This window comes from Mesorhizobium sp. M0001 (assembly GCF_040324255.1).
Taxonomy (GTDB): Bacteria; Pseudomonadota; Alphaproteobacteria; order Rhizobiales; family Rhizobiaceae; genus Mesorhizobium.
The window spans coordinates 945,414-971,612 of sequence record NZ_JAMYVS010000001.1 but is presented as its reverse complement, the minus strand read 5'-3'; the positions used below and the strand labels follow the sequence as shown (position 1 = coordinate 971,612).

30 protein-coding genes and 1 tRNA gene are annotated in these 26,199 nt (G+C 61.8%); 15 read left to right on the top strand and 16 right to left on the bottom strand.

Annotated features, from left to right (window positions below; translation table 11 throughout):
* Positions 1–18: 18 nt before the first annotated feature.
* The gene (locus NKK50_RS04685; RefSeq protein WP_023667499.1) at positions 19–786 is read right to left on the bottom strand and encodes a rhomboid family intramembrane serine protease; all 768 of its coding nucleotides are present in this window, start codon (positions 784–786) and stop codon (positions 19–21) included.
* A 400-nt stretch (positions 787–1,186) separates the two neighbouring features.
* On the opposite strand from NKK50_RS04685, the gene NKK50_RS04680 reads away from it, so the two are divergent.
* The 3 genes from NKK50_RS04680 (at position 1,187) to NKK50_RS04670 (ending at position 3,465) form a co-directional block, all read left to right on the top strand.
* On the top strand, positions 1,187–1,825 hold the full coding sequence (locus NKK50_RS04680) for a PAS domain-containing protein (RefSeq protein WP_023833720.1): 639 nt from the start codon (positions 1,187–1,189) through the stop codon (positions 1,823–1,825).
* Between the two features lie 124 nt (positions 1,826–1,949).
* Positions 1,950–2,567 carry a PilZ domain-containing protein gene (locus NKK50_RS04675; RefSeq protein ID WP_352543138.1) on the top strand — a complete coding sequence of 206 codons (618 nt, stop codon included), beginning with the start codon at positions 1,950–1,952 and terminating at the stop codon, positions 2,565–2,567.
* Between the two features lie 289 nt (positions 2,568–2,856).
* Positions 2,857–3,465, top strand: a complete 609-nt coding sequence (locus NKK50_RS04670; protein ID WP_023695381.1) for a transglutaminase-like cysteine peptidase — start codon at positions 2,857–2,859, stop codon at positions 3,463–3,465.
* Between the two features lie 243 nt (positions 3,466–3,708).
* Here NKK50_RS04670 and NKK50_RS04665 read toward each other — a convergent pair whose 3' ends face one another.
* Both NKK50_RS04665 and NKK50_RS04660 read right to left on the bottom strand, forming a co-directional pair.
* The gene (locus tag NKK50_RS04665) at positions 3,709–4,236 is read right to left on the bottom strand and encodes a gamma carbonic anhydrase family protein (RefSeq protein ID WP_023715799.1); all 528 of its coding nucleotides are present in this window, start codon (positions 4,234–4,236) and stop codon (positions 3,709–3,711) included.
* A gap of 85 nt (positions 4,237–4,321) precedes the next feature.
* Positions 4,322–4,690: a DUF6949 family protein gene (locus NKK50_RS04660; RefSeq protein ID WP_023667504.1), complete on the bottom strand. Its 369-nt coding sequence runs from the start codon at positions 4,688–4,690 to the stop codon at positions 4,322–4,324.
* 110 nt (positions 4,691–4,800) lie between these two features.
* Here NKK50_RS04660 and NKK50_RS04655 point away from each other — a divergent pair, with 110 nt between their 5' ends.
* Entirely contained in the window at positions 4,801–5,526 is a 726-nt protein-coding gene (locus tag NKK50_RS04655) for a hypothetical protein (protein WP_023667505.1), read from the top strand.
* A gap of 255 nt (positions 5,527–5,781) precedes the next feature.
* On the opposite strand, the gene NKK50_RS04650 is transcribed toward NKK50_RS04655, so the two are convergent.
* Positions 5,782–5,985 (bottom strand): DUF3126 family protein, encoded by a 204-nt coding sequence (locus NKK50_RS04650; protein ID WP_006200852.1) that lies wholly within the window; start codon positions 5,983–5,985, stop codon positions 5,782–5,784.
* A 256-nt stretch (positions 5,986–6,241) separates the two neighbouring features.
* On the bottom strand, positions 6,242–7,090 hold the full coding sequence (cysE, locus tag NKK50_RS04645) for a serine O-acetyltransferase (protein WP_023667506.1): 849 nt from the start codon (positions 7,088–7,090) through the stop codon (positions 6,242–6,244).
* Between the two features lie 133 nt (positions 7,091–7,223).
* Between cysE and NKK50_RS04640 the strand changes: the two genes are divergently transcribed.
* Positions 7,224–7,838, top strand: coding sequence for an HD domain-containing protein (locus NKK50_RS04640; protein WP_023667507.1), 615 nt, complete (start codon positions 7,224–7,226; stop codon positions 7,836–7,838).
* Here NKK50_RS04640 and NKK50_RS04635 read toward each other — a convergent pair.
* The 6 genes from NKK50_RS04635 to NKK50_RS04610 form a co-directional block, all read right to left on the bottom strand.
* Positions 7,835–8,335: a GNAT family N-acetyltransferase gene (locus tag NKK50_RS04635; RefSeq protein ID WP_023667508.1), complete on the bottom strand. Its 501-nt coding sequence runs from the start codon at positions 8,333–8,335 to the stop codon at positions 7,835–7,837. The two genes, NKK50_RS04640 and NKK50_RS04635, sit on opposite strands and share 4 nt — an antisense overlap.
* Positions 8,336–8,374: 39 nt before the next feature.
* Entirely contained in the window at positions 8,375–8,689 is a 315-nt protein-coding gene (locus NKK50_RS04630; protein ID WP_023667509.1) for a hypothetical protein, read from the bottom strand.
* Positions 8,690–8,759: 70 nt separating this feature from the next.
* Complete coding sequence (locus NKK50_RS04625; protein WP_023741428.1) at positions 8,760–9,131, bottom strand: hypothetical protein; 372 nt, start codon at positions 9,129–9,131, stop codon at positions 8,760–8,762.
* Positions 9,132–9,187: 56 nt separating this feature from the next.
* Entirely contained in the window at positions 9,188–9,955 is a 768-nt protein-coding gene (locus NKK50_RS04620) for an alpha/beta fold hydrolase (RefSeq protein ID WP_023681517.1), read from the bottom strand.
* A 10-nt stretch (positions 9,956–9,965) separates the two neighbouring features.
* Complete coding sequence (locus NKK50_RS04615) at positions 9,966–10,538, bottom strand: DUF192 domain-containing protein (protein ID WP_023833722.1); 573 nt, start codon at positions 10,536–10,538, stop codon at positions 9,966–9,968.
* A 113-nt stretch (positions 10,539–10,651) separates the two neighbouring features.
* The gene (locus NKK50_RS04610) at positions 10,652–11,248 is read right to left on the bottom strand and encodes a cold-shock protein (protein ID WP_031203973.1); all 597 of its coding nucleotides are present in this window, start codon (positions 11,246–11,248) and stop codon (positions 10,652–10,654) included.
* A 357-nt stretch (positions 11,249–11,605) separates the two neighbouring features.
* Here NKK50_RS04610 and NKK50_RS04605 point away from each other — a divergent pair, with 357 nt between their 5' ends.
* Entirely contained in the window at positions 11,606–12,046 is a 441-nt protein-coding gene (locus NKK50_RS04605) for a VOC family protein (RefSeq protein ID WP_023667513.1), read from the top strand.
* Between the two features lie 132 nt (positions 12,047–12,178).
* A complete protein-coding gene (locus tag NKK50_RS04600; protein ID WP_023695391.1) occupies positions 12,179–12,472 on the top strand; it encodes a DUF2218 domain-containing protein in 294 nt (97 codons plus the stop codon).
* Positions 12,473–12,585: 113 nt separating this feature from the next.
* On the opposite strand, the gene NKK50_RS04595 is transcribed toward NKK50_RS04600, so the two are convergent.
* Genes NKK50_RS04595 through ilvA form a run of 3 tightly spaced genes read right to left on the bottom strand, consistent with a single transcriptional unit; the run spans position 12,586 to position 14,749 of the window.
* Positions 12,586–12,921: an outer membrane protein gene (locus NKK50_RS04595; protein WP_031203975.1), complete on the bottom strand. Its 336-nt coding sequence runs from the start codon at positions 12,919–12,921 to the stop codon at positions 12,586–12,588.
* Positions 12,918–13,496, bottom strand: a complete 579-nt coding sequence (locus NKK50_RS04590; RefSeq protein ID WP_023828646.1) for a DUF1697 domain-containing protein — start codon at positions 13,494–13,496, stop codon at positions 12,918–12,920. The genes NKK50_RS04595 and NKK50_RS04590 overlap by 4 nt, the downstream gene beginning before the upstream one ends.
* Positions 13,493–14,749 carry a threonine ammonia-lyase IlvA gene (gene ilvA / locus NKK50_RS04585; RefSeq protein ID WP_023725751.1) on the bottom strand — a complete coding sequence of 419 codons (1,257 nt, stop codon included), beginning with the start codon at positions 14,747–14,749 and terminating at the stop codon, positions 13,493–13,495. Before ilvA ends, NKK50_RS04590 begins: the two co-directional genes overlap by 4 nt.
* 124 nt (positions 14,750–14,873) lie before the next feature.
* Between ilvA and NKK50_RS04580 the strand changes: the two genes are divergently transcribed.
* The 3 genes from NKK50_RS04580 to NKK50_RS04570 all read left to right on the top strand — a co-directional run bounded on the left by NKK50_RS04580 (position 14,874) and on the right by NKK50_RS04570 (position 18,794).
* Positions 14,874–16,277: an aminopeptidase P family N-terminal domain-containing protein gene (locus NKK50_RS04580; RefSeq protein ID WP_023833725.1), complete on the top strand. Its 1,404-nt coding sequence runs from the start codon at positions 14,874–14,876 to the stop codon at positions 16,275–16,277.
* A gap of 146 nt (positions 16,278–16,423) precedes the next feature.
* A complete protein-coding gene (locus tag NKK50_RS04575) occupies positions 16,424–17,497 on the top strand; it encodes an alpha/beta hydrolase (RefSeq protein ID WP_023706608.1) in 1,074 nt (357 codons plus the stop codon).
* Between the two features lie 133 nt (positions 17,498–17,630).
* Positions 17,631–18,794 carry an alpha/beta hydrolase gene (locus tag NKK50_RS04570; protein WP_023744838.1) on the top strand — a complete coding sequence of 388 codons (1,164 nt, stop codon included), beginning with the start codon at positions 17,631–17,633 and terminating at the stop codon, positions 18,792–18,794.
* 15 nt (positions 18,795–18,809) lie between these two features.
* On the opposite strand, the gene ade is transcribed toward NKK50_RS04570, so the two are convergent.
* On the bottom strand, positions 18,810–20,621 hold the full coding sequence (gene ade, locus NKK50_RS04565) for an adenine deaminase (protein ID WP_023744837.1): 1,812 nt from the start codon (positions 20,619–20,621) through the stop codon (positions 18,810–18,812).
* A 260-nt stretch (positions 20,622–20,881) separates the two neighbouring features.
* Here ade and NKK50_RS04560 point away from each other — a divergent pair, with 260 nt between their 5' ends.
* The 5 genes from NKK50_RS04560 to NKK50_RS04540 all read left to right on the top strand — a co-directional run bounded on the left by NKK50_RS04560 (position 20,882) and on the right by NKK50_RS04540 (position 25,316).
* Positions 20,882–21,733 (top strand): alpha/beta fold hydrolase, encoded by an 852-nt coding sequence (locus NKK50_RS04560; RefSeq protein ID WP_023744836.1) that lies wholly within the window; start codon positions 20,882–20,884, stop codon positions 21,731–21,733.
* 128 nt (positions 21,734–21,861) lie between these two features.
* A complete protein-coding gene (locus NKK50_RS04555; protein ID WP_023744835.1) occupies positions 21,862–22,524 on the top strand; it encodes an outer membrane protein in 663 nt (220 codons plus the stop codon).
* Between the two features lie 128 nt (positions 22,525–22,652).
* A tRNA-Leu gene (locus NKK50_RS04550) sits at positions 22,653–22,738 on the top strand.
* Positions 22,739–23,983: 1,245 nt separating this feature from the next.
* Positions 23,984–24,175: a hypothetical protein gene (locus NKK50_RS04545; RefSeq protein ID WP_023744832.1), complete on the top strand. Its 192-nt coding sequence runs from the start codon at positions 23,984–23,986 to the stop codon at positions 24,173–24,175.
* A gap of 892 nt (positions 24,176–25,067) precedes the next feature.
* Positions 25,068–25,316 carry a hypothetical protein gene (locus NKK50_RS04540; protein WP_023744831.1) on the top strand — a complete coding sequence of 83 codons (249 nt, stop codon included), beginning with the start codon at positions 25,068–25,070 and terminating at the stop codon, positions 25,314–25,316.
* Here the strand turns inward: NKK50_RS04540 and NKK50_RS04535 are convergent.
* Positions 25,313–26,176, bottom strand: coding sequence for an ATP-dependent DNA ligase (locus NKK50_RS04535; protein ID WP_023667527.1), 864 nt, complete (start codon positions 26,174–26,176; stop codon positions 25,313–25,315). The genes NKK50_RS04540 and NKK50_RS04535 overlap by 4 nt on opposite strands.
* Positions 26,177–26,199: the final 23 nt, after the last annotated feature.

The window sequence follows — 26,199 nt, the reverse complement described above, 5'->3', positions numbered from 1 at the left end:
GTGCGCCAATAGAGTGCGCTAGTCGGGGGTGCGCTGGTCGTCGGGGATCTCCCATTCAGGCGCCCGCCAGCGCCGGTCGAACCAGCGCAATCCGAAGAAGCCTGCGACGAGGCCGCCAATGTGCGCTTCCCAGGCGATCTGGCCGGGTTCTCCGAGCCCGAGACCGTAAAGGCCGGTGGCGAGATTGATGACCATCCAGGCGCCGAGAAAATTGACGACGCCGCGCATGCGCAAAACCATTGCGATCGGCAGCACGGGACCGGCAAAGGCCGCCCTGCCGGAGGAGCGGTCGGTACGGAACCCGAAGCGAGCCGCCGCACCCATCATGCCCGATATCGCCCCGGAAGCGCCGACCAGCGGTGCTTCGCCATATGGATGGACCGCCCAGAACAGCACCACCGCGGCCAGCCCGGTGGCGGCGAAAAACAAGGCGAACCAGAACCAGCCGAGACGGTTGGCCAGCGGCGACCCGAAGGCGGCCAGCGCAACCATGTTGATGGCAATGTGAGCAACGCCGCCATGCATGAAGGCATAGGTGAAAGGACGGGTGAAGAGGAACCAGTCGAAACCGTATTGGCCGGTGTAGAGGACCGGAATGAAGGCGCCATCGGTGAGCAATGTTATCTGCTGCTCTTCGGTCAGCACATATTGCTGCAGCAGGAAGACGGCGACGCAGATGCCGATCACCGCCAGCACCACCGGTGGCAGGTTGAACACCGGCTCGCGGCGCGGCGGCGGCGCCTCCGCGGTCTGTTCGGTCTCCAGGGGGCCGGCCGGTTCGCTCATATGCTCTGATCCAGGGATTTGCGTGTCGCGAGCATCTAGGCCATGCCCGGACAAATCACAAACTACGAATCACAAAGCGCGAATCACAAACCGCGAATCAAAAAGAAGCCGTCCAAGGTTTCCCTTGAACGGCTGGTCGAGCCCCCTGCTCCCCTAAAACTATTGACCGAAGTGCTGTTGGTCGTCGCGAAACGACCGCTTCTGGAGTGGTTTTGGTGTGCCATGGCGAGCCTGTGCGCGCAACGTAAACCGTTTGTTAACCTTAACGTCCCCGACCCGTGAACAAGTCTTAACGACGCTGGCACGCATCCTGCTCCGGAACGCATGTAGGTCATCGGAGGGCGCCCTTTCTGTTCACCGATGGGACCATCAGACGGCAGAATGCGCGGAGTTTCATAGCATGAACCAGAACGGATCAATCGCGCTGTTCCATTATTGGAATCGCCTGCGTCATGGACGTCCTGCCCCAAAGCGTTCGGAAGTCGAACCGGCCGATATCAAGGCGCTTTTGGCCGACACCTTCATCCTGGAAAGGGATACGCGCGGCGAAGCGGTGTTCCGGCTTGCCGGCACCAGGCTTTGCGCCGGCTACGGCCGCGAACTCAAGGGTTTTTCGTTCCCCTCGCTATGGCGCGAGAAGGACCAGCGGCTGGTGTCGCGCCTCATTCACGGCGTTTTCGAGCAGAAATCCGTGGTGCTGATCACTTATGAGGGGTTCAGCCGCAGCGGCCGGTCCAACCACTTCGAACTGCTTGCGCTGCCGCTCGACGGCGGCGTCGAGAACCCGCGCTGCCTCGGCGTCATCAGCGCCGTGGAAAAGCCGTTCTGGCTGGGCGCCGACCCGATCACCGACGCGCTGATCGACGCCATCCGCGTCATCGCTCCCGACAAGGAACCGATGTTCCTGAAAAACCGTCCGGAAATATCCGTTCCTTCGCTGGCTCCCACCGAACTCGAAGCGGCGGAGACCATCTCGGCGCTCGGTCGGTCGCGCCGTATCCGCCACCTCGTCGTGTTCGACGGCGGGCGCGAGCAATAGTCTCCAAGCCGGCGCTAATCTTAACTATCGGCGACCCACTTTTCTCCTTTGTTAACCTGCTTGGCTGTAGTTTTGGCCGAGATTCCACGCACGACGCGGGAACGCCAACGGGGTGTAGGCAGTCATGAGGTCAGCGGCGGTCGAATACGCACCGTCCCGCGCCGAAAGGCGTAACTTTCAGCGCGTCCGGGTCAAGATCTACGGGCGCTTCATGCTGGAGGACCGCACCGAACACCCTTGCCAGGTCGTCGATATGTCACCGGGCAATGTCGCGTTGCGCACCGAGCGCATCGGCATGCCGGGCGAAAAAATCATTGCCTATATCGATCATATCGGCCGCATCGAGGGCGTGGTGACGCGCACCTCGCAGGACGGCTTCGCCATGACCGTCATTGCCTCGGATCGCAAGAAGGACAAGCTTGCCGCGCAGTTGACCTGGCTCGCCAACAAGCATGAACTCGACCTGCCGGAAGACCGTCGCCACGAACGCGTGGCGCCGCGCAACCCGACAAGCGTCCTGCAGCTCACCGACGGGCGCCAGTATCAGTGCCGCATCATCGACCTGTCGCTGTCGGGCGCGGCGGTCGAGATCGACGTCAAGCCGGCGCTCGGCATCCAGGTCATGCTGGGCACCATGCGTGGCCAGGTGGTGCGTCATTTCGAGGATGGCGTTGCCATCGAATTCGCCGTCATCCAACGCCCGGAAACGCTCGATTCCGAGTTCAACGCCCCGCGCGCCTGAACGATCGGCAACAAGCAGCAAAAACGAACCGGCCCTGCGCGGCCGGTTTTTTGTTGCCGGCGTTCCGCCTGCCTCTCCAGCTTGTAGCGGCACGCAGCAAATCCACGGCTCCACCCGGAAATCCGCGCCCCGACACCGCGGTTTTACGCCGAGACCCTGAACGATTTTATACTCAAATAGATCAAATTTTACGCGTATTCTATTGAGGTTTTACTCAATGTCTACTTCGGGTTTTTGCGTCAAATAAATCCAACGCTGTCATTGTCTCCTCAAACGGGGAGACTGACGAATGGCAAAGACGTGGGGCAAGCTGTTGCTCTTGGCAATGGCGATGCAGCTTTCCGCTTGGGGAACGGCGCAAGCAGCAGGACCGGCCTACATGCACACTGGCGGCCGCACGACACAGCCGGTCGGTCACTACGAATTCTGCCAGAAGCTGCCGCAGGAATGCGCTCAGCGCACGCCGAAGCAGGCGCCCGTCGAACTGACGCGCAAGCTGTGGGCGGCGATCGTCGACGTCAACAATTCTGTCAACACCCGGATCGTGCCGCGCACCGATATGGAAATGTGGGGCAAGGAAGAGGTCTGGTCCTATCCCGACAGCGGCTTCGGCGACTGCGAGGACTATGCGCTGGAGAAGCGCCGCGAATTGATGGCGCTTGGCGTTCCCGCCGGCAATCTCTTGATGACCGTAGCGCGCCAACAAAATGGCGACGGCCATGCGGTGCTGACCGTGCGCACCAGCCTCGGCGAGTTCATCCTCGACAATCTGGAGTCCAAGGTGCTGTCCTGGACCGACACCGACTACACCTACCTGAAGCGCCAGTCCGACCAGAATTCCGGCGTGTGGGTGACGATCAACGACGGCCGCGCCGACGCGGTTGCCAGCGTCCGCTAAAACGCCATCACAGAGGTCAAGCACATCGAATAATGCGACGTGCCTAACGAGAAAGCCCGGTCGAGTCCCCACCCTCCCCGTCCCCAACGACCGGGTTTTAAGGAGCCGGCCCCGTCCCCGGGCCGGCTCCACCATTTCAGACCATGATCCCGAGCCGAAGGACCGCGTCAGCGAAAGCGAGAAACGATTTTTGCTGCGCTGACCTGCCGTTCGGAAAAGATCAACGTCAAACATTAATAGAGTTCAGGCCTTCTTCAGCCCGGCCTTGAAGCGCTTGCCATTGGCGACATAGTGCGCGGCCGAGACGCGCAGCCTGGCAACCGCGGCATCGTCCAGCGTCCTGATCACCCGCGCGGGCGAGCCGACGATCAGGCAATTGTTGGGGAACTCCTTGCCCTCGGTGACCAGTGCGCCGGCGCCGACCAGCGAGTTCTTGCCGATCCTGGCGCCGTTGAGCACTATGGCGCCCATGCCGATCAGGCTGTTGTCGCCGATCGTGCAGCCATGCAGCAAGGCGCGGTGGCCGATCGTGCAGCCCGGCCCGATCGTCAGGGGAAAACCGGGATCGGTGTGCATCACCGTATGTTCCTGGACATTGCTGTCGGCGCCGATGACGATCGCCTCGTTGTCGCCGCGGATGACCACGCCAAACCAGAAGCCGGCATTGCGACCGACGCTGATGTCGCCGATCAACGTCGCGTCCGGCGCGATCCAGTTGCTGTCGGGATCCTCGAAACGGGGCGCTTTTCCGTCGATTGCATAGGTCGGCATTTGCAGTCTCCGATTCGTCGCAGGCCGGGACAAACCCTAGAACAATCCTAGGAAAACCGCGTAGCGGTTTCCCCCAGCAATTGCCTCAAGGCAAATACCGCGCCAGCGATTCCACCAAAAGCTGAAGCGCACCAGGAGAGCCAATGCCCCAGGAGGCAATGGCGATCAGCACGATGCCCAGCGTCAGCGCCCAGGCGATCACCGTGCAGCCGCAGGACATCAGCATCAGCGTCGAAATGCGGCCCTCGCGCCGCGCATCGAGCGCATCGTTGGCGAGCATGAACGGCCCGGCGCAAGCGGTCGCGGCCAGCGAGCGCAGGATGTACGCCGGCGACACATAAGGCTCGGCAAAGGCAAGCCGGCGGCCCGCCGCCAGTTCCATCACGGACCCAGTAAGCCCGCAGGCGGTGAGGCCGACGGCGAAAGCGAAGAGAACGGGCAGTAGCAGGCTCATCTTTACCTTCCGTTTACCATGAAATCGCACAGTCGCGTCCAGCGCAGCAAGAGCCATGCCGCGGCATGTGTGCCGCCCAGGGACAGAGGGCGGCGACTATGGGGATTGCGATGAAGCAGGCAGCGACCGCAGAAGAGTTCAACGTCGTCGATTCCGTGCTGATGAAGCGGGTGTTCTATGCTTTTGCCGCATTGGCGCTGCTGTCGCTGGCGATCAGCCTTGGCGGAAAATGGTTCGGCCGCTCGATCGCCATGGCCGGCTACACCGACGACACCACGGTCCACAGGGTAGTGATCGGCAACAATGTCATTGCCGTGCCGGCCAACGCCATCCGCTTCCTGCAGGCGCGGCGCGACGGCATCGCTTCGCGCCTCGACCTCTATCTGCGCTATCCCCAGATGGACGGCTACAGCGAAGCCGCCCGCGACGATTTCAACCACACGGGGGCCGCCAAAAACATCATCTTCCTGTCGTTTGAACCGCAGATGATGTCGCGCGACATGAGCGGCCGTTTCGCGCCGATCTATAGCGCGCTCATCAGCCAGCCCGGCGCGCCCGGCCCCGGCGGCACGACGATTTACGGTTTTACGGAAAAATCAGGCTATCTCAACGAGGTGCTCGCGGTCGCCGGCCGGGCCGGCAAGGACCCGTTCGTCGCCCGCTGCCTGAGCGGACCGAGCGCTGAGGAATCGCTGGCGCCCTGCGAGCGCGACATCCAGGTCGGCGACAGCCTCAGCCTGACCTACCGCTTTCCCCGGGAGTTGCTGGGCAACTGGCCGGCGCTTGACGCCGCTATCGTCGCCGAGGCCACGCGCGTCTTAAAGACCGCACGGTAGCGGCCCTCTGCTTTTGTCATACACGGGCGCGAAGCCGCGCGGACCCGAGGATCCGTTCCATGCCCTTAAGGCAGCGAAGCGGTGCAGAATTACTGTTGGGAAGCAGCAGAGGCAGTTCTGGACCGCCACATTCCTGAGCCGAGGCCCGGAATGTATCCCAGGGTCTCAGCGACGCCGCTGTGCGGCTGCTTCTCCCCGGGATGACGATGGCGCAGGTGGCTGCCGCCAATCGCCGAAGTCCGTAGCCCTCTGGGCTCAGGCCAGATCGATGTCGAGGATCGCCATCGAGAAATTATAGTCGCCGTCGTCCTCGTCCTTGAAGACGATGCCGAGGAACTCGTCGCCGACATAGACCTCGGCCGAATCTTCCTTGCGCGGCCGCGCCTTCACCTCGAGTTTGGGATTCTGGAAGACGCGCTTGAAATAGGCGTCCAGCTTTCTGATTTCGTCCGGCTTCAAAAGTCTTCTCCGATCGTCGGGCTTGCTCGTTGGAACGCGCTTCTGGCACGTCGACAATGGCGATGTAAAGGCAAGCCGGCTGGATAGAACGCGAACCCTGGGGCCGGATGATTTCAGGTCGAATCCAAATCCGCCTCTAAATCAAGGAGGTAGAGCATGATGTCGTCCGAAAACCGCCTCACACTTTTCGGCATCATGCTTCAGAGGCAACGGCGCCGGCAACCGGACTTCAGTCCGGCGCGCCGGGTGTTGCAAATCAGATGTCGAAGCTGACGACCTGGTCCATCGATTGCGACGGCAAAAGCTGGTCCATCTGGCGCGAAGGCTGGTCGCAGCCGGTCTCGCCGACGACGCGGGCCGGTACGCCGGCAACCGTCTTGTTGTGCGGCACCGGCGACAGCACGACCGAGCCTGCCGCGATCTTCGAGCAATGGCCGATCTCGATATTGCCGAGAATCTTGGCGCCGGCGCCGATCAGTACGCCGTAACGGATCTTGGGGTGGCGGTCGCCGCCGGCCTTGCCCGTGCCGCCCAGCGTCACGCCGTGCAGGATCGACACATCGTCCTCGATCACCGCCGTCTCGCCGACGACGAGGCCGGTGGCGTGGTCGATGAAGATGCCCTTGCCGATGCGGGCGGCCGGGTTGATGTCGGTCTGGAACACCGAAGACGAGCGGCTCTGCAGATAGAGGGCGAAATCCTTGCGGCCCTGATTCCACAGCCAATGGGCCAGCCTGTGCGTCTGGATGGCGTGGAAACCCTTGAAATAGAGCACTGGCATGATGAAGCGGTCGCAGGCCGGATCGCGGTCGTAATAGGCCTGGATGTCGACACGCACGATCGACGACCATTCCTTGTCGTCGGCCAGCATCGACTTGAAGGTCTGGCGGATGAGGTCGGAACCGATGTCTTGATGTGCAAGCCGCTCGGCGAGCCGATGGATGACCGCCTCCTCCAGGCTCTCCTGGTTGAGGATTGTCGAATAGAGGAACGCCGCCAGAAGCGGGTCGCGATTGACCGCTTCCATCGCCTCGTCGCGGACCGAACGCCAGATCGGATCGACCGGCTGGACCATTGTGGGGCGGGAAATGCTGATGCTGTTCATCGACGTCTTGTCCTGCGTCCTGGCCGCTTGCCTATTCTCCGGCGGCACATATAAGCCAGATCATAGCACGATTGAACTCAATTTTCCTTAGTGCTCGGTGAAATGGATTTGGTTCACGGAAATTCAAGCCGCCATGGAAAACGAACCCTTGATCGACGCTCCGCTGAAACGCGCGCTCTCCGCGCTCTATCAAGCTCCGGATCGCCACTATCACAACCTCGCCCATATCGAGGCGTTGCTGGCGCTGGCGGACGAATATCGAGCATCGCTGCATGATTCCGGCGCCGTCGAAGCCGCAATCTGGTTCCATGACGCCATCTATGACAGCCGCGCCAAGGACAACGAGGCCAGGAGTGCGGCACTTGCGCAGGACAAACTTGGCGCCCGCACCGATCCGGAGCGCCTCGGCCGCATCGCGGCGATGATCGTCGCCACCGCCACGCATGAACTGCCCAGCCTTCAACCACGGGGCCTCGCCGATGAGAACGCCCTCCGCGACGCAGCGCTTTTCCTCGACATGGACCTGGCGATCCTGGGTGCGTCACCCGGCGCTTTCGACGCCTATGAACAAGCGGTCCGACGCGAATATGGCTGGGTCGAGGAGCCGATGTGGCGCGCCGGCCGCGGCGTGATTCTCAAGACTTTCCTCGCGCGCCAGCATATTTTTCACTCGCAGGAATTCCGCCAGAGGTTCGAGCCCCAGGCCAGGCAAAACATGGCGCGGTCGCTCGAAACGCTCAAACCCTAATCCGGAAAGGTCTCAATGCGCTGCGCATAGGCTTTGAAACCGGCGCGCCGGTAAACCGCTTGCGCGCCAGGGTGATCGAAGGTGTCGGTGTGAAGCCAGACCCTTTGCGGCGCATGCAACCAGACGGCGCGAAGCGCCTGGTCGAGCAGGAATGGCCCAAGCCTGCGGCGGTGGAAGACGGGGATCAGCCCGAAATGAACCAGTTCGACCTCAGGCTGGCCGACGCCGTTGAATTCGCACAGGCCAGCGGCCACGCCCTCGACGCGCAGCACGTGGATATGTGTCGAGGGCAGCGCCAGCAGGCGCTCGAGGTCTTCCGCCGGCATGCGCAGCCGCTGGTCCCATTGCACGGGCTCGCCGACCGCGTGGTAGAGGCTGATATAGTCGGCCACATCAAGTGTTTCACGCGCCACCGTGGCGCCCGATAGCGGGCAGTCGAAAGCCGGCGCCGAATTCGGTTCGCGCATGTCCATATAGGTGACGAGAAGGTCAACCAAAGCGGCACCGCCTCCGGCTGCAAGCCAGACGAAGATCGATCACCTGAAGGCGCCAACGGACTTGGTGGCCGCCCAAACAAAGAACAGGCCGATCACCAACGACAGCCCGTTGAGGATGATACCGACGATGCCGAGGACACGATTGTCGTTTGAACGTCCCAGTGCCATCAAGCCAAAAACCACGCCGGTGATGTGCGCCAGCGGCGCCGCAACGAGAAACACCAGCAGAAAAACCCCGCCGAGGACGTTTTGAGCGGCCAGCGACGCCTCGCCTGGCATCAACGCCAGCGTGACCACCGCCGCAAAATCCATTGCGAACGCCAGCAGGGCCAGGATCACCGAGCGTTTGCCCAAGCTGCTCCGCCCCGCCACGCCGGGCATTGCTATCGTGCTTCTTCCCCATCCGGCCATTACTCGTCCCCGATCAGGTGAAAGCGCCGATCGTCGATGCCATTGCCACAAGCAGCAGGAAGCCAACCGCCAGGGAGCCGCCGTTGAGCAGGATGCCGACGACCCCAAGCACGCGGCTATCGTTCGAACGCACCAGCGCCATCAGCCCGAAAATCAATCCGGCAATATGCGCCAACGGCCCTGCCAGCAGGAAAACCGCCATGAAGAAACCCGTGGCGATGTTCTGGGCACGCTCGGATGCGTGGGTCGGAAGCGCCACCATTGTGGTCAGCGCCATCACACCGGCACCGAAGGCGAGCAGCGCCAGGATGACGGAACGCTTGCCGAACTTGCTTGTCACGACGGCGCCCGGCAGAGCGTCGGCGCTTCTTCCCCATTGTGCCATTGTTTGCCACCCCTCGCCGGCCGCCCAATCCATATCGCCCGAAAATCGCTTACCGGTTAAAGCGGATTTTCGGCATAAAACTCCAAAACCCGCTGCTTGAAGGTCTTGTCGCCCACAGCCAGCATATGGTCGCGGCCGTCTATGTGAAACACCTTGGCGTTCGGCATCAGCGCGGCGAGCTCGTCGGGCGAGCCGCCGATATCGTCTGTCGTCCCGACCGCAATCAGCGTTGGTTGGGCGATGCGCGTCATGTCGTCTTCGCTGAGCAGTTCGCGCGACGTGGCGATGCAGGCGGCCAGCGCGCGGCGGTCGCTGCGCGTCTGATCGGCAAAGGCGCGAAACGAGCGACCGCGCGGATGGCTGGTGGCGGCCGGATCGTTGGCCAGCAGCGCCTCGGCGATCGGATCCCAGTCGCCGACGCCGTCGACCATGCCGATCCCGAGCCCGCCGAAGACAAGCGTCGCCACCTTGTCGGGATCCGACAGTGCCAGGAACGCCGCGATGCGCGCGCCCATCGAATAGCCCATGACATGCGCGCGGCCGATGCCAAGATGGTCGAGCAGGGCCGCCGCGTCCGAGCCCATCTTGGCCGGGGTGTAGTCGGCCTCGTCATAGCTTTTCGACGACGAGCCGTGGCCGCGATTGTCGAAGGCGATGGCGCGATAGCCGGCATCGTTCAGCGTCTTGAACCAGCCGGGCGATACCCAGTTGACATAGTGGCTGGAGGCAAAGCCGTGGATCATCAGCACCGGATCGCCCGCCCCCGACGCCGGCTGGCGGTCGAGGAAGGCGAAGTCGAACCCGTCATGGGAGAAGAATTGCATCGGGAGCGGCTCAGCCGGCGCCGGGCATGGGCGCGTTGCCCTTGTCCGATGGCGGCATGCCGGGGCCGGACACCGTGCCGACGGCCGGATGGCGCAGCAGATCGCCATAGTCGATGCCGTTTTTGGCGGCGGTGCCGGCCTTGAGCTCCAGCACGAAGCGCACTGGCACACCCGGCGAGATGACTGCATCGGACAATGGAGTGCCGTGCTTGACGGCCCGGACCTTGCCGTCCTGTCCAACAAAGATCAGGTCGAGCGGCATCGGCGTGTTGTGCATCCAGAAGCCGACCTGCTTCTGCATCTCGAAGACGAACAGCATGCCATGATTGTCGGCCATATCCTGGCGATACATCAGGCCGGCCTCGCGTTCCGAGTCGGTGTCGGCGACTTCGATCGAAAAGGATTTATCGCCGCCTTTCGTCGCCACGACCAAGGGTGTCGGATCGACGGGAAGGATCATCGCCTGACCGCCGGCGATCGTCTGCTGGGATGCGGTCGGCTGCCCGGAATAGAAGTAAGCGCCTGCGGCTACCGCAACGATGACGCAGAGCGCGCCCGCTGTCAGCCAGTTCCTGTACGCCATTGGAAATCCTCGACCAAAGACCATGATCCCTAAAAGTGGTCTCAGGTATTCGGATAAGATCGTGGTGAAACCAAGAAAAACGCCGTCCTGACTTCCTCAGGAAGGCTCGCGTCCTAATGCGCGACCGGCAAGGTGCCCATATCGGGGTGAATCTCGGCAGCCATGAGGCCCTTGTCACCGCGTCCGAAACGCACCAGCACGACCTGTCCGGGCCTGAGCTCGGTGATGCCATAGCGGCGCAGCGTCTCCATATGGACGAAGACATCCTCGGTGCCCTCGCCGCGCGTCAGAAAGCCGAAGCCCTTGGTGCGGTTGAACCACTTGACCAGCGCCCGCTCGAGCCCGCTTTCCGGCGTCACCGCCACATGGGTGCGCTGTTCCTGCATCTCAGCCGGATGGACCGCGGTGGTGGTGTCCATGGACAGCACCCGGAACGCCTGCAAACCACGGTCGCCATGCTTGACAAGGCACACGACACGCGCGCCCTCCAATGCCGTCTGAAAACCGTCCTTTCGAAGGCAGGTGACATGGAGGAGGATGTCGCCCGAAGAACCGTCATCGGGTAGTATGAAACCGTAGCCCTTGGCCACGTCGAACCATTTGATGGCGCCGGCGATTTCGACAAGGTCGGCGCTATCGCCGCCACTGTCGCGCTTCAGGGCGCCGTCAAGGTTCTCATCCCGCCTCGTGAAAGAGGCCTTATCCCCCATAAGAACGCCCCCTTTTTTCAAGAAAACCGCAAGTGATTCTTGACATTAGATTAACACCGCCGCTTCCGGGGTGTGCAAGACCTGCCGTGCCTTTTTTCACGGTTGAATACAGGAATAGCTGACTTGTTGTTTGCCGGCGTCGCTGCCGGCAGCAATGACGATCCATCAAGGCGGTCAACCGGTCGGCAATTTGCAAGGGATTTTGCCGAAATCGGCAACCACTTGTGTCCGGCGCTTTTGTCAGAGCAATCTGATTTTTCCAAAACCGGTGACCACTTTTCCAGTCCGATGCTCGTTGCCCTTCGGCGGGGTGGACCTTATGTTGCCTCGCAACCCAAACATCCCCGAGGAAATCCCATGCGCTACCTCCACACAATGGTCCGTGTCGCCGACGTCGATGTCTCGCTTGATTTCTACTGCAACAAGCTCGGCCTTAAGGAAGTGCGCCGCTACGAAAACGAGCAGGGCCGCTTCACGCTGATCTTCCTCGCCGCCTCCGAGGATGTAGAAAGCGGCATCACTGAGAAGGCGCCGCTGATCGAACTGACCTACAATTGGGATCCGGAGGAGTACAAGGGCGGCCGCAATTTCGGCCATCTCGCCTATGAGGTCGACGACATCTACGCCACCTGCCAGCATCTGATGGACAATGGCGTCATCATCAACCGGCCGCCGCGCGACGGCAACATGGCCTTCGTCAAGTCGCCGGACGGCATCTCCTTCGAACTGCTGCAGAAGGGCCCGGCCAAGCCCAAGGCCGAGCCGTGGGCATCGATGCCGAACACCGGCACCTGGTAGCGATCACGCATCTTGAGCGAGGCGGCCGCGCCGACAAGCCGGCCGCCTTTGCCATTTCAACCAACGGCACCTATTTACCTGCCTGTCGCGCCAGCCAAGCAAAGCCAGTGCCTCATCCAGGAGAATTCATTTATGCCGACCAGCCGTGCCGATCTCACCACCGCGTATGCCAGCCGCTATTTGCAGCAGTTGTGCAAGCACTGGGCGCACAAATTTCCCGTCGAGTTCGATCCGAACCACGGCACCATCGATCTGTCGCTCGGCCGCACGGTTCTCGATGCCGATGCGGCAGCGCTGCATATCACGGTGTCGACGGATGAAAGCGGATCGCTGGAGCGCATGCAGAGCGTCGTTGCCGATCACATCAAGCGCTTTGCCTTCCGCGAGGAGCTGACTTTCGAGTGGAAGCAGGCTCCGGCGACCTGACCTCAGATCAGGCGCGACGGCGAACACCGGAAGCTAGCAGCCCCCCAGATCCAAATAAAGCTATGGCGTCGCATGGTAGCGACGCCATCTGAACTTTCGGAGCGGCCGATCGATCAGAACTTGTAATTTAGGCCGATCTTGATCGTATGGGCGTCGATCTTCACCCTTGCGTCGTTGCCCTCGATATCTGTCAAACGGACCTTGCCGGAGTCGAAGTACTGGTATTCCAGCTTCGTGGTCCATTTGTCGGCGAAGGCCCATTCGACACCGCCACCGATCGTATAGCCGAAGCGGCCTCCGCTCCTCGATGCGCTGCTGTCCGGGTCGGGCACCCCGTCAAAATCGAAAGTATCGCCATAACTCAATTTGTAGTGAGTCGCCGCCGCGCCGCCCTTGTTGTTTAGCCGAGGCTTAATTACCATCGCGACCGCAACGCAGAAGCGGTTCAAAGCGAACGCGCTATCTGCAGCAGCGCCAGCACCGAGCGCCAGTTGCGCGCGGTGCCGGGCACTTTCAGCACGCGCGGGATGAGATTGGCGAACACCGATTTGCCGAGCCCGTCCGGCGCCTTGAGGTAGAGCACGTCGTCCCTGACCTCGAAGCTTTCCGGGCCGGTGCATTTTTCGGCAAGCCTGGCGATCTCGTCCGCCGTCGGCTGGCGCTCCAGCGTGTAGGCGTGAAGCTTGGTCGGATCGCCGGCGACTTCCGGATAAGGATTCTCCTTCACCAACCGTTCGAACCAGGAGAGATCGCGCACCATGATGCGCGAGTGAAAGCCCCATTTTTTCTCGAACGCCATTTCGATCTGTTTCGCCAGCGTGGCGGCGTCGCCCTTCTTGGTCCGGAACACGACATTGCCGCTCTGCACATAACTGGCGACATCGGTGAAGCCTAGCGCCTCGAATAACGCCCGCAACTCCGCCATCTGGACGATGCGGTTGCCGCCGACATTGATGCCGGAAAACAGTGCGACGAAGACCACCCTTCGCTCTTCGAGCTTCGGGTGGCAGGCTGTACCGCTCATATGATGAACCCGGCCAGGGTCTCGTTGTCGGTGATGTCCTGATAGTGCACGCCCTCGGCCTCGAAATTTGCCCTCAGCAGATCGAAGTTACGCCGGTCTTTGGTTTCGATGCCGATAAGCACAGAGCCGAAATTGCGTGCCGATTTCTTCAGATATTCGAAGCGGGCGATATCATCGTCGGGACCGAGCAGTTCGAGGAAGTCGCGCAGCGCGCCCGGCCGCTGCGGAAAGCGGATGATAAAATATTTCTTCAGCCCCTCGAAGCGCAGCGCCCGCTCCTTCACGTCGGGCAGCCGCTCGAAATCGAAATTGCCGCCCGACACCACCGCGACGATGGTCTTGCCGCGGATTTCCTTGCGCGAAAAATCCTTCAACGCGTCGATCGCCAAGGCACCGGCCGGCTCCAGCACCACACCTTCGATGTTGAGCATCTCGATCATGGTGGCGCAGAGCCGGTTCTCAGGGATCAGCCGCACCGCCTGAGCGGCGAACTCCTTGAGGTGGCGCAACGGCTCGCGGCCGATCTCGGCCACCGCCGCGCCGTCGACGAAATTGTCGACATTGGCGAGCCGGACGCGCTTGCCGCTGGCGAGGCTCTGATGCAGGCTCGGCGCACCGGCCGGTTCGCAAAAGACGTAGCGCGCGTCACGTTGCTGATCGGCGAAATAGTGCGTCACCCCCGCGGCCAGGCCACCGCCGCCGACCGGCAGCATGATGATGTCGGGCATGCGCGCGCCTGGCATCTGGCCGGCGATCTCATAGGCGACCGTCGCCTGCCCCTCGATAATGTCCTTGTGGTCGAAGGGCGGCACCATATGCGCGCCGGAACTTTCGGTGAATTCGAAGGCGGCGCGGTAGCAGTCGTCGAAGAAGTCGCCGACCAGCCTGATCTCGACGAAATCGCCGCCGAACAGCCGCGTCTTGTCGATCTTTTGCTGCGGCGTCGTCACCGGCATGAAGACCACGCCCTTCTTGCCGAAATGGCGGCAGACGAAGGCAAAGCCCTGCGCATGGTTGCCGGCCGAGGCGCAGACGAACAGCTCGGCCTCGTTGCCGGCGGCAAGCGCCTTGCGGAAAAAGTTGAAGGCGCCGCGGATCTTGTAGGAGCGCACCGGCGAAAGATCCTCGCGCTTCAACAGCACCCGAGCCCCCGTCTTCTTCGACAGATAGTCGTTTTCCTGCAGCGGCGTTTCGGGAAAGATCTCGCGGATCGCGGCTGCGGCGGTGGCGACACGGGAGGAGAAACTGTTCATGGCGCCGTCACCTCTGGATCGAATGGTTCGAAGGCGAAGCCTATTGCACAATTCGCCGTTTGCAGCCACCGATGCGGCGCGGCCGCTTTGACGCGCCAGCAGGAAATCCATTGGAGCCATCTTCATGCCTGTTTCGGCTGTCGCCCTGAAGACCGTAGACCTTCCTGAATTCGCCGAGCCGACCGTGATGCCGCTGCTTAAGCGCCAGACCTACGAAGCGCGCATCGAGGCTCTGCTGGCGCGCGGCGCCGAAGCCGGGCTCGACGGCTTTGCCGTCTATGGCGACCGCGAGCACGCGGCCAATGTCGCCTATCTCAGTGGTTACGATCCGCGTTTCGAGGAGACGTTGCTGGTCATCGTCCCCGGCAGCCAGCCAAAGCTTCTCGTCGGCAATGAGGGCTGGGGCTATGCCGAAATCTGCGACGGGCCTTACGAGCGCGTCCTCTACCAGACCTTCTCGCTGCCGGCGCAGCCACGCGACCGCTCGGCCTCTCTATCCGACACGCTTGCCGCCTGCGGCCTGAAGGCCGGCCAGAAAATCGGCGCCATCGGCTGGAAGCCGTTCGGCGCCGGCGATGGCGGCTTTGGCGAGACGACGCTCGACCTGCCGTCCTTCATCGCCGATACGCTGCGCACACTGGCCGGCGACAGAGGCGCGGTGGTCAACGCCGCCAACCTGTTGATGAACCCATCCGACGGCCTACGCGCCATCAACGAGGCAGACCAATTGGCGTCCTTCGAATTCGCCGCGACCTTTTCCTCGCAGGGCCTGCGCAACGTGCTTGGGAATATTGAGCCCGGCATGAGCGAATTGCAGGCCGCGCGGCTGATGGGGATCAACGGCCTGCCCCTGTGCTGCCACCCGATGCTGTCCGCCGGCAGGCGTGCGCCCTACGGCTTGCCTAGCCCGCGCCTCGACATCATCAAGCGCGGCGATCCCGTCACCATGGCCTATGGCATCCAGGGCTCGCTCAACGCCCGCGCCGGCTTCCTGGTCGAGAGCGCGGCCGAACTGCCGCGCGAGATAAGCGACTATGTCGAACAGCTGGTAGCGCCCTATTTCGCCGCCGTCGTCGACTGGTACGAGACCATCGGCATAGGCGTTGCCGGCGGAGCGCTTTGGAAAGCCGTGCATGACCGCATAGGCGACCCGTTCTTCGGCGTCTCGCTCAATCCCGGCCATCTCGTCCATATGGACGAATGGATGCATTCGCCGGTGTTTTCCGGCTCGGACATCAAGCTGCAATCGGGCATGGCGCTGCAGGTCGACATCATTCCGGCGACCGGAACCAGCTATTTCACCACCAACATCGAAGACGGTATCGCGCTTGCCGATGAGTCCCTGCGCGAGGAGATCGCGGCCCGCTATCCCGAGGCATGGCGCCGCATCGAGGCGCGCCGCGCCTTCATGGGCGATGTGCTCGGCATCAGGCTCAAGCCCGAGGTATTGCCCTTCTCCAACATCCCTGCGTTCCTGCCGCCATTCTGGCTTTCGCGCAACAGTGCGATGGCTGTGACCCGACGCTGACCACATTTCGGCTGGACACGACTTACTTCTGCCGCACTCTCACTGTCCGGGAGGTGTCGCGGAGGGTAGACGGGCCGAGGGTAGACAGGCCTTTGGGCCTCAAAGTGAATTCTATGTGAATTCATCTTTCGATTGGAATTTTTGACGTGCGTTTGAAGACGATTTGCATTCTTGCACTTGCCCTGTTGATCGCCGGCTGCGGCGGCCGCAAAACCGAGGAACTGCTCGGCAGCGCCGTCATGTCCACGCCGGTGACCGAAATCTCGGGCAATCACTCGATCTTCATTGCCACCACACGCAAGAAATCCGACGATCCCAACAAAGTTTTCGACGGCGAACGCTCGGCGACGCTGAACTACGCCCGCGTCACCGTCACCGTTCCCGGCATCCACCAGACCGGCCAGATCGAGCGCCGCTCGCGCGGCAGGTCCAACGACCCAGCGAAGTACTTCATGGCCTCCGAGGTCGTCGGCTACGATGCGCAGCCGAAATTCTCCAGTGCGCTCAATGCCGACATTGCCGCGCGCGGCGGCCGCGTCATGGTCTTCGTGCATGGCTACAACACCGGCTTCGACGACGCGGTCTACCGCCTGACCCAGATCGTCCACGATTCCGGCTATCCCGGCACGCCGGTGCTGTTTTCCTGGGCATCCGGCGCCAGAACCACCGACTATGTCTATGACAAGGAAAGCGCCAGCGCCGCCCGCGATCAGCTGGAGGTGACATTGCGCATGCTGCAGCAGTCCGGCGCGCGGCGCATCGACATCGTCGCCCACTCGCTCGGAACCTGGGTGACCATGGAAACGCTGCGCCAGATGGCCATCACCGGCGACCGCGATCTCGGCGGCAAGCTCGGCGATGTCGTGCTGGCCTCTCCCGACATCGACGTCGACGTCTTCAAGAGCCAGATGCGCCGCTACGGCAAGCCGGACAAGCCGTTCATCCTGCTGCTCTCCGACGACGACCGGGCGCTGCGGCTCTCAGGCCTGATCGCAGGCTCGCGGCCACGCGTCGGCGACTACAAGGATGCCGCCGACCTCGCCGCTTATGGCGTCACCGTGGTCGACCTCTCCAAGGTCAAGGGAGGCGACAGCTTCAACCACACCAAATTCGCCGACAATCCCGAACTGGTGAAGATGATCGGCCAGCGGCTGCGCGAGGATGACGGCTTTGCCAGCGACCAGACGGTGACCGACCGTATCAGCGCGCTCGGACAATAAGGCTGTCGCCTTGCGGCGACCGTCGCCGCGTGAGGTCGCGAATGCCGCTCGGCCCGATCACTTTCAACTGGACCGGGCCGGTCTCTGCCTCTACGACATTGAAATCGGCGCCAATGCGCCAGCGGGAGCCCGCTTGAACGAGCGATGGAAGACTGTCCTGGTCCTTGCGTTCGCGCTAGCTGCCGCCGGCTGCGCCGGCCCCAACACCCATGACCTGTTGAACGAGACGACGGTTTCGGTGCCTGCCTCCGACATCGCGGCCACCCACGAAATCTTCGTCGCCACCACCCGCAAGCAGGCGACCAAGGACCCACGCCAGGTGTTCGATGGCGATCGCTCGCTGACCACCAGCTACGCCCGCGTCGACGTCACCGTGCCGAAGGTCCACCAGGTCGGCGCCATCGAGCGCGCCAAGGGCTCGGCCAATTCGAACCCGGCCAAGCAATTCACCGCCACCGACGTCGTCCACTATGGCGACGCCTCGCAATTCGCCAAGGCCGTCGGTGCCAACATCACCATGAATGGCGACCGCGCGCTGGTCTTCGTCCACGGCTTCAACAACGGCTTCGACGATGGGGTCTACCGGCTGACGCAGATCGCCCACGACACCGAATATCCGGGTACGCCGATCTTGTTTTCGTGGGCTTCGAGCGGCAAGACCACGGGCTATATCTACGACAAGGACAGCGCCAACGCCGCGCGCGACGACCTCGAGGCGACGCTCAGGATGCTCGCCAAGACAAAGGTCAAGAGCATCGACATCATCGCGCATTCGATGGGAACCTGGGTGACGATGGAAGCGCTGCGCCAGCTCGCCATCACCGGCGACCGCGATCTCGACGGCAAGCTCGGCCGTGTCGTCCTGGCATCGCCCGATATCGATGTCGACGTCTTCAAGAAGCAGATGATCCGCTACGGCAAGCCCGACAGGCCGTTCGTCATCCTGCTTTCCGCCGACGACCGTGCTCTGAGACTGTCCAGCCTGCTATCCGGCGACAAGCCGCGCGTCGGCGACTACGGCAACGCCGCCGACATTGCCAGCTACGGCGTGGTCGTGGCCGACCTCAGCCAGATCAAGGGCGGCGACCGCCTGAACCACGCCAAATTCGCCGACAACCCGTTCCTGGTGCAATTGCTCGGCGACCGTCTGCGCGCTCCAGCCGGCCTGGCATCGGACGAACCCACGCAGGGTCAGATCGACAATCTCGGCCGAGGCCTCGGCAAGGCAGTCGGATCCGTCGCCGAGATCATCATCACCACGCCATTCAAGGTGCTGACCATCGCCACCGGCGGATGAGAGCCGGGGCTGATCTCAGATAAACAAACCGACCTTCTGGAACGTCGTCACGTCGATCAGGCCGACATCGGAAATCCTGAGTTCCGGGATGACGACCAGCGCCAGCAGCGAGTGCTGCATGTAGGCGTTGTTGAGCGAGCAGCCCATCTTGCGCATTGCTTCGGTGAGTTTCTCGGCCTTGGCCGCCACGATTTCGGCGCGCTCGTCCGACATCAGCCCGGCGATCGGCATTTCGACAAGCGCCAGTTCCTTGCCCTTCGAAAACAGCACCACGCCCCCGCCGACCTCGCCCAGCCGGTTGACGGCCAGCGCCATGTCTTCCTTGTTGGTGCCGACGCAGATGATGTGGTGGGCATCATGTGCGACGCTCGACGCCATGGCGCAGTCGCCCATATAGCCGAAGCCTGAGACGAAGGCATTGGTGACGCCGCCGGTGCCGCGGTGGCGCTCGACCAGCGCGATCTGGCAGATGTCGTTGCGGCGGTCCATGGCGACCAGCCCGTCCTCGACCGGCAGGTCGGCCTCCAGCGCCCGCGTCGGCGCCTGGTTTTCGATCACGCCGATGACCCGCACCCGCACCTCGTTGGCGCCCTTGGGCGCCGCAATGTCGAAGTCGCCTGGCTTCAGCTTCTTGCCGAGCTTGACGGTGTTCTTCGCCGATTTGGGGTAATCATAGGCCGGAATGTCGATCTCGAGCTTGCCGCCCTTGGCCAGCCTGATACCGCGGCCATAGACCTCGTCGATGGTCATGGCGGCAAGATCGGAGACGATCAGCAGATCGGCCAGCCGTCCCGGCGCGATCGAGCCCAGTTCGCGCTCCAGCTTGAAATGCTGGGCGGTATTCAGCGTCGCCATCTGGATCGCCGTCACCGGCTTCAATCCCTGCTGGATGGCGTGGCGCACCACCCGGTCCATATGGCCTTCATGCACCAGCGTGCCGGAATGGCTGTCGTCGGTGCACAGGATGAAGTTGCGCGGGTCGAGACCGCTCTCGGTCACCGCCTTGATCTGCGAGGCAACATCGTACCAGGCCGAGCCCAGCCGCAGCATTGCCTTCATACCCTGGCGCACACGGGCGATTGCGTCCTCGGCGCGTGTGCCTTCATGGTCGTCCTCCGGCCCGCCGGCGACATAGCCATGGAACGGCAGGCCGAGATCGCGCGACGCATAGTGGCCGCCGACCGTTTTGCCCGCTCGCACCGTGGCGGCTATCTCGCCCGACATCACCGTATCGTTGGCCACGACACCGGGAAAATTCATCACTTCGCCGAGCCCGATGATGTTTTCCCAGGTCATCGCTTCCGTGACATCGGCGACCGTCAGTTCGGCCCCGGCATGCTCCAGCCCCGGCGCGGACGGCACGCAGGACGGCATCTGGACATGGACGTTGATCGGCATGGCGACGGCCTCGTCATGCATCAGCCGCACGCCGGGCAGACCCAGCACATTGGCGATCTCGTGCGGATCGATGAACATCGAGGTGGTGCCGTGCGGGATGACGGCGCGGCAGAACTCGGTCACCGTCACCATGCCGCTCTCGACATGCATGTGCGCGTCGCACAGGCCGGGCACCAGATAGCGGCCGCCGGCATCGACCACCTTGGTGCCCTGGCCGATGGCATGGCTGGCATTCGGCCCGCAATAGGCGAAGCGGCCGCCGGCAACGGCGATGTCGGTGCCGGCTATGATTTCGCCGGAGTGCACGTTCACCCAGCGGCCGTTGCGAATGACGAGATCGGCAGGCTTGCGCCCCGTCGCGACGTCGACCAGATGCGTCGCCATCTCGGTCCAGGGTTTGGGTTTCGTCGCCGACGGCTGCTTGGCCATGAAAGACTCCTGTTTGCCAGACTGTGCCAAGCCGGCAAGGTTTTGGCCAGCGATCACAGACGAAATCCGCTCGATGAGATTCGCCCGGGCGGATGCGCCGCACCTGCTCACCCCGATGACAGCATCAACGGCGCGGTCATTCAGTTTGGCTTGTGCCGGCACTTATGCTACCATTCTGGCTATGGTGCTGATTTGCGCCGACGACCCGCCGCGAGGCGGGTTTTTGTTATGATGAGGCCGAAACCTCCTGAGGTGAAGTCATGATCCGGTTCCTGAAAGCATTCGCCTTCGTCACCCTGTTCCTGATCTCGTCCGGCTTTGCATCCGCCGAGGAGCGTTGGCAGACCTTGCCGGAGCCGGCGGCGATGCCCAAACCGGATCAGAGCGGATATGCGCCGGTCAACGGCGTTCAGATGTACTATGCCGTTTTCGGCGCCGGTGATCCGATTCTCCTGATTCATGGCGGCCTTGGCCATGGCGACATCTGGGCAAGCCAGGTGGCGACCATGTCCAAGACGCACAAGGTTATCATCGCCGACAGCCGCGGCCATGGCCGCTCTACCCGCACCGAGCAGCCTTACGGCTATGACCTCATGGCGTCGGACTATCTTGCGCTGCTCGACTATCTCAAGATCGACAAGACCGCTCTTGTCGGCTGGAGCGACGGCGGCATTATCGGCATCGACATCGCGCTGCATCATCCGGAGCGGCTGACACGGCTCTTTGCGCAGGCCGCCAACGTCACCACCGATGGCGTCGATCCGGGTGTGCTGACCAACAAGACCTTTGCCGCCTATATCGACCGCTCGGGCCGCGACTACAAGAAACTTTCGAAGACTCCCGACCAGTACGATGCCTTCGTGGCGCAGATCAGCCACATGTGGGAGTCGGAGCCGGCCTGGACCAAGGAACAGCTCGGCAAGATAACCACGCCGACCGCGATCGTTGCCGGCGACCATGACGAGGCGATCAAGCGCGAACACACCGAATACATGGCCTCCGTCATTCCGGGCGCCAAGCTCATCATCCTGCCCAACGCCAGTCATTTCGCCATGCTGCAGGCGCCGGACGAATATAGTCAGGCGGCGCTGGACTTCATTGACGCCAAATAGCGCCCCCAGCTAAAGCACCCAGCGCAGCAACGGGTGCATTCCGATTGTTGAACAATGGGTTCCGTTTTGCGGCGAATAGGATTACCTTCCGACAAGGCGCCTTCTGAACCGCCTTTTCGGAGAACTCGATGCGCTGTCTGACGATTGCCAGTGCCGGATTTCTGATTGCTCTGGCCGGGCCGGCGTTCGCCGCCGACCCGATGGCGGTGCCGATGACCGAACCAGGCTTCGACTGGACCGGCTACTATGCCGGCCTGCAGGCCGGCTACGGCTGGGGCCAGTCCGACATATCAGTGACGGAAGGCGCGCCGTTTTCCATCTCGCCCGACATTGACGGCGGTTTCGTCGGCGGCCATGTCGCTGGCCTGTGGCAGTTCGATCAGGCGGTGCTCGGCGCCGAGGCGGAGCTCAATTATTCCGCCGTCGACGGTACGGCGGTATCAGGCCTTGGAAGCACATTCCGCACGGACATCAAGTGGTTCGGATCTGTAAACGCCAAAGCGGGCTTCGCCATGGACCGCGTGCTGGTCTACGGCGTCGGCGGCGTCGCCTTTGCCGGCATCGAAACTTCGCAAGTCGCGGGCGCGTCGTTCGCCGGCACACGCACGAATGTCGGCTGGACCTTGGGCGCCGGCGTCGACTACGCGCTGACCGACAAATTCATCGTCGGCGCGCAATATCGCTATTACGATTTCGGCTCCGAGCACTATGACGTGGCGGAACCCTTCAACGATCGCGATCAGGATGTGAAGCTGAACGCGGTCGGTATCAATCTCAGCTACAAATTCTGAGCGTTCTCGGCGACTGAGATTTTCGCGACAACCAATTGTTTTGAAATCACGAACCACCTTTCATGAGTTCGACACTCGGCAAAAGATGGCTTGACGGGTTTTCGCTGGCGTCTGAAAAGGGCTGGCCTGCGGACGTGGCGGAATTGGTAGACGCAAGGGACTTAAAATCCCTCGATCTCTGATCGTACGGGTTCGATTCCCGTCGTCCGCACCAAATTGAAATGCTTAGGATTCGTTCTGTAAGAACTCACTGGCTACCATAGAAAAGGCTGACGCGGGTAGCCGTAGAGCCGGGATACAAAAGCCGGGAACTGCCATGCTGGAGTTTTGGTGTTCGGTATTGGCTGCCGTAAGAACAGTGACGGGGCTGACGGCGCAACTGCGCTTGAGCCAAATCCCGAACCTGTAGCCCTTTCGGTCGTAAGCTCGGCAGTTGGGGATCTAATGCAGCCGAAAAACGACGGTATCCGTGTCGCCGGACTTGCATCGAATGCCGACCAAAATGCCGGTTTCATAGTCATTGACGTGCCACGGTCGGAACGTCGACCACACCGCAGCGATCAAAAGCTATATTACAAGCGTGCTGGTAGCTCTTCATACGCTATGGAGCATGTCGGCATAGAGGATGTGGCTGCAGAACGTCTCAAAGACCTTTGCGAGCCGGCCACCTATTGGCCAGGGCAATCCTCTTCGAGTGTAAGCCGCAACTCACAGACCCTATCATGCCGATGCCACTGGGGCTTGGCTTTGATAAAGCGCATTGGCAGAGGAGAGGGACAAAACTGAAGAGGTTTAACACTCTTGCTGGAATACCTGCTGCAACACTCCTGTCGGTAGCGACCGACCGCGCGGGCCAGGTCAAGCACTCCCTTGGGAGCCGGCTGGGGCCGCAGCGGCCTCAACCCGGTGGGCATGCTCCGTCGCGATTTTAAGAAGAGTTGCAGCCGTTTCCTGTGGCGTCCAACCTTGCGCTTCTGACGCAGTCACCAAGGCCGCAAACGCGGCTTCTAATGCGACTTCACAGTTCACCTCACGGTCTGGGCTATCCTCTGGCAATATCGGGGTTCGACGGATTGGGACATCGTGACTTCTTTCAAAGGGGAAAAACCCGCCGCCCCAGCCTTTTGCCACTCAAACATTTCAGCAAAGGATCATTCCAGCTATCAGCAGCGTGATTAGAACTGACAACGGCACGGCCAGAAGACCGACCAACTCAACATTTCTTGTGTTTTGTCGCTTGTCCATCTTCGTCGCCCGCATGTCGTTGGCTTTGGCATCTTGCCGTCAACGTGCAGCTGTTGGAACCAACCACAAGTGCCGCTGATCGGAGATTCAGTCGGTGCTGCATATTAGCAACACATTGTGGAACGATCGGGCGGCATCAGCCAATTGCTTTTGAATGCCCTTGCACTTGCTTCGTACGATTCCGTACAGTTTCCCCCATTGGGGGAGGCGGCCGATGGACCATGACGAGGAAGGCTACAGCATTGACGCCTTCGATTTCGATGTGGTGTGCGAGACCTTCAGGAGTTCCGTTCGGGAGCTGAACCTGGCTGAAGAGCATTGGGTAGACCACGCGAAGGCGCTCCTACGGGAATTCACCGACAGCGCACCTGACGACGACATGATTAGCCGGATCGTCGGGCGCTAGTGGCCTATACAGCCGTAGTTTGTTAGAATCGTACCCAGGTCCTGCCACGGAAACCTTTTCCAAGGTTTGCCGCGTCATAGAGGCATCACAGAAGCTCTTGGAACAGATTGCCCAGCGCGGAGGCCCATTAACGAAAAAGCTCGCCACCTTGAGGCAACGGGCATCGCCAATGCCCTCAGAGAGCCCTGCCTGGACGTGTGGCGTCCTGTCCGGCCCTCGCCATTGATTTCGTCGGCAAGCTTGTCTTTGGCCTCGTGATAGGAGTTGGCATCGGGATGGCAATCGCCGGCTGCCAAGGATGCCGGGCCGCTGGCCGACCTATCAGTCAGGCGTCCGTAGCCAGAGCGTTATAAAGCAGCAAACACGCCAGGATAGAAACGGCGCTGCCTAGCAGCTGGTCTGCCGTCAGGCCGGAAAAATAGACAAGATGAAACGTCACCATCGCCCTACCAATCACGGTTCGGAACACTGCCGAATTAACCGTTAGCCGACGCTAATGTTCCGCTCTGGACTCACTACCGCTTTGGAAGAATCCTGCCGCAGCGATCAGCGCCCCGCCGACCTTGATCTCAACGTCGGTGCCACAAGGCTTTCCTTCGTTCGCATGGTTCGCAGAGATTAGCACGATCGCATACTCTCATCTCATCCGGCGTCGTCTCCCTCACAAAGCAGCGCCGGTAAGGCTCGGCGACCTTCTTGTTTGTCCCGTGTGCCAAAGGAGGTCGCCGGGCCTGCCGTTGCTCATCTTTGCTGGTGGTTGCTCCTGATGGCTGCGCTTGGCGCCGTCGCCCTACTGCTACCTGCGCGGTAAGGCCGGCGAGCCCTCTTGTCAGGCAGTCCGGCATGTAGGATTATAGTCCTCGTTGCGGCGACCCCTCAATGGAGAGCGCCAATGGCCAGAACCAAACCTTCGGAACAACTTTCCCGGGCTGAAATCCAGCGCTTCCTGGCGGCAGCCGAAGCGCTGCACAAGAGCATCGTCGGGCCGCTCCTGGCGTACCACGGCGAGCACTACCAAGCTCTACGTAAGGTCCATGGACCCCTGTTGAAGTCGATCGAGACCATCACCGGCCAGAGGGCGCAGTTCATCCGCTGGAACGGTACAGGACCGGCACAGCCCCGGGACAAGCCTCCGGGCTAAGTCTCCTCCCGGAAATCCAGCAGCTTGGCATGGCGAAGCTTCTCCTCGCCCTTCAGGAACCGCACGCGGCCGACCAGGCCCGGCTTTAGCCATTCGGCCTTGTCACTCTTGAGCCCTTTCGGCGCCGGCCCGCCAATCTTGCCTTGCACGCGGTCCCATAGGCGCTGGCGCTTGTCCGCCTTGAAGGTGACGAAGGCGCCGCCGGCATAGTGGCCTTTGTCGGCCATCAGCACCATGGCAGGCTTGCCGGCCTCGCGCTGCACGCCGATGATGTCCATCTCCTTTTCGGCATAGCACTTGATCTTGCGCCAGTTCGTCGTCGGACCCGACCGATACTTGCTGCCCTTCCGCTTTGAAACGATACCTTCAAGCCCAGCCTGGTCGACCAGATGAAAGACGGCGTCGCCAGTGCCCGGCATCGCTTCGCTGAACTGGATTCGGCCGCCGTCCGGGATCAACGCCCGGAGGATCTCGCGACGGTCTTCCACCGGCGTGTTCCGCAAGTCATGCCCGTTCAGATGCAAGAGGTCGAATGCTAGCAGATACAGATCGCGCGACGGCTTGCGGCTGGTCGCGGCTGATTGATGCGCATGGAAGTCGGATAGGCCAGCCTCATTGATCGTAATGGTCTCGCCGTCGATGATGAAGTCTTTCGCCTCGATCGCTTCCGCCTCACCGGCAAGTTGGATGTAGCGGCCCGTCCAATCATAACCGTTCTTGGTGATCAGCCGAATCCCGTCATCATCCTTGATGACCTGGGTGCGGTAGCCATCGAATTTGATCTCATGAATCCAATCATCGCCCATCGGCGGCGTGTCGACCAGTTCGGGTTCCATAGGCTTGATGAATTTCAGACGCATGCACTGACTCGCAGAACCACGAC

Excerpts from the sequence above, each read along its gene's own strand:
- NKK50_RS04685 (WP_023667499.1), bottom strand. The coding sequence starts at position 786 with ATGAGCGAACCGGCCGGCCCCCTGGAGACCGAACAGACCGCGGAGGCG.
- NKK50_RS04680 (WP_023833720.1), top strand. The coding sequence starts at position 1,187 with ATGAACCAGAACGGATCAATCGCGCTGTTCCATTATTGGAATCGCCTG.
- NKK50_RS04675 (WP_352543138.1), top strand. The coding sequence starts at position 1,950 with ATGAGGTCAGCGGCGGTCGAATACGCACCGTCCCGCGCCGAAAGGCGT.
- NKK50_RS04670 (WP_023695381.1), top strand. The coding sequence starts at position 2,857 with ATGGCAAAGACGTGGGGCAAGCTGTTGCTCTTGGCAATGGCGATGCAG.
- NKK50_RS04665 (WP_023715799.1), bottom strand. The coding sequence starts at position 4,236 with ATGCCGACCTATGCAATCGACGGAAAAGCGCCCCGTTTCGAGGATCCC.
- NKK50_RS04660 (WP_023667504.1), bottom strand. The coding sequence starts at position 4,690 with ATGAGCCTGCTACTGCCCGTTCTCTTCGCTTTCGCCGTCGGCCTCACC.
- NKK50_RS04655 (WP_023667505.1), top strand. The coding sequence starts at position 4,801 with ATGAAGCAGGCAGCGACCGCAGAAGAGTTCAACGTCGTCGATTCCGTG.
- cysE (WP_023667506.1), bottom strand. The coding sequence starts at position 7,090 with ATGAACAGCATCAGCATTTCCCGCCCCACAATGGTCCAGCCGGTCGAT.
- NKK50_RS04640 (WP_023667507.1), top strand. The coding sequence starts at position 7,224 with ATGGAAAACGAACCCTTGATCGACGCTCCGCTGAAACGCGCGCTCTCC.
- NKK50_RS04625 (WP_023741428.1), bottom strand. The coding sequence starts at position 9,131 with ATGGCACAATGGGGAAGAAGCGCCGACGCTCTGCCGGGCGCCGTCGTG.
- NKK50_RS04620 (WP_023681517.1), bottom strand. The coding sequence starts at position 9,955 with ATGCAATTCTTCTCCCATGACGGGTTCGACTTCGCCTTCCTCGACCGC.
- NKK50_RS04615 (WP_023833722.1), bottom strand. The coding sequence starts at position 10,538 with ATGGCGTACAGGAACTGGCTGACAGCGGGCGCGCTCTGCGTCATCGTT.
- NKK50_RS04610 (WP_031203973.1), bottom strand. The coding sequence starts at position 11,248 with ATGGGGGATAAGGCCTCTTTCACGAGGCGGGATGAGAACCTTGACGGC.
- NKK50_RS04605 (WP_023667513.1), top strand. The coding sequence starts at position 11,606 with ATGCGCTACCTCCACACAATGGTCCGTGTCGCCGACGTCGATGTCTCG.
- NKK50_RS04600 (WP_023695391.1), top strand. The coding sequence starts at position 12,179 with ATGCCGACCAGCCGTGCCGATCTCACCACCGCGTATGCCAGCCGCTAT.
- NKK50_RS04590 (WP_023828646.1), bottom strand. The coding sequence starts at position 13,496 with ATGAGCGGTACAGCCTGCCACCCGAAGCTCGAAGAGCGAAGGGTGGTC.
- ilvA (WP_023725751.1), bottom strand. The coding sequence starts at position 14,749 with ATGAACAGTTTCTCCTCCCGTGTCGCCACCGCCGCAGCCGCGATCCGC.
- NKK50_RS04580 (WP_023833725.1), top strand. The coding sequence starts at position 14,874 with ATGCCTGTTTCGGCTGTCGCCCTGAAGACCGTAGACCTTCCTGAATTC.
- ade (WP_023744837.1), bottom strand. The coding sequence starts at position 20,621 with ATGGCCAAGCAGCCGTCGGCGACGAAACCCAAACCCTGGACCGAGATG.
- NKK50_RS04560 (WP_023744836.1), top strand. The coding sequence starts at position 20,882 with ATGATCCGGTTCCTGAAAGCATTCGCCTTCGTCACCCTGTTCCTGATC.
- NKK50_RS04555 (WP_023744835.1), top strand. The coding sequence starts at position 21,862 with ATGCGCTGTCTGACGATTGCCAGTGCCGGATTTCTGATTGCTCTGGCC.
- NKK50_RS04545 (WP_023744832.1), top strand. The coding sequence starts at position 23,984 with ATGGACCATGACGAGGAAGGCTACAGCATTGACGCCTTCGATTTCGAT.
- NKK50_RS04540 (WP_023744831.1), top strand. The coding sequence starts at position 25,068 with ATGGCCAGAACCAAACCTTCGGAACAACTTTCCCGGGCTGAAATCCAG.
- NKK50_RS04535 (WP_023667527.1), bottom strand. The coding sequence starts at position 26,176 with ATGCGTCTGAAATTCATCAAGCCTATGGAACCCGAACTGGTCGACACG.